At 71.5% G+C, this 1,099-nt stretch carries 1 protein-coding gene; it reads right to left on the bottom strand.

Features of this window, described 5'->3' with window-relative positions; all coding sequences use genetic code 11:
- Nucleotides 1-1,099, bottom strand: a 1,099-nt coding sequence (locus tag ACWFR4_RS49150) for a M20 family metallopeptidase (protein ID WP_453658541.1), incomplete at both ends; no start/stop codon positions are given.

Consider the following 1,099-nt stretch of genomic DNA (forward strand, 5'->3'; position numbering starts at 1 on the left):
TGCGGATCGCTCGACCATTCCGCTCAGCGTCACGTGCTCGCTGCGGGCGTGGGCGCCGCCGCCTACCGCGCCGAGTCCGTCGAGTACCGGAGTGCCCGCGGCGAGGATGAAGTTTCCGTCGCTGGCACCGCCCACCGCGGTCTCCCGTAGGTCGAGACCGAGCGGCGCAGCGCAGTCGCGGGCGACGGCGAAGAGTCGGCCGACGCCCTCCGTGCGCTCGAAGACCGGGCGGTTCCAGCCACCGTCCAGTTTCAGAGTTGTCCGGGGGTCGACCGGGGCGAGGGCGGCTAGCGCGGCGTCGACCCGATCGCGTTCGGCGGCGGTCGCGACCCGGACATCCAGGTGTGCCACCGCCTCACCGGCGGTGACGTTGCTGCGGGTGCCGCCACGCAGCACACCGACATTGACTGTCGTCCCGGCCGCCGGGGCGGCGATCCCCTCCAGTGCGAGCACCTGCCGGGCCATCTCGTTGACCGCGCTCGCGCCACGCGTCGGGTCGAGGCCGGCGTGCGCCTCCTCGCCCCGCACGGTCAGGGAGAACAGTCCCACGCCCTTGCGGGTCGTCTTCACCGCGCCGTCGGCGCTCGCCTCGAAGACGAGTGCCGCCCTGGACGCCCGTGCCTCGGCCACGATGACCTCGCTGGATGCCTGGCTGCCGGTCTCCTCATCCCCGTTGAGCAGCAACGTGCACGCCGGAACCGGCAGATCCAGCTCCCTGAGTGCGCGCAGCGCCCACGTCGCCTGGACCAACCCCGCCTTCATGTCGAAGACCCCAGGGCCACTGATGCGGTCGTCCTCGCGCCGGTACGGCCAGTCGCGGAGTGTGCCGGTGCTCCAGACGGTGTCGTAGTGGGCGACGAGCAGCACAGGGGTGGCGGCCGACGGGCCTGTGCCGGCGTAGCGGCGGATCAGGATGTCCCCGGCGCCGTCACGCGGGAGTAGTTCCTCGCTCTCGGGGGCGCCGAGCATAGCGTCGAGCCAGCCGCGCAACCAGTCGAGGCAGGCGGCCAGGCACTCCTTGTTGTCGCTGGAGCTTTCCATGGAGGTGTAGGCGGCCAGATCGTCGACCATCGCGTCACGTTGAGCATCCAGCCAGGTG

This window comes from Streptomyces sp. NPDC055140 (assembly GCF_053607285.1).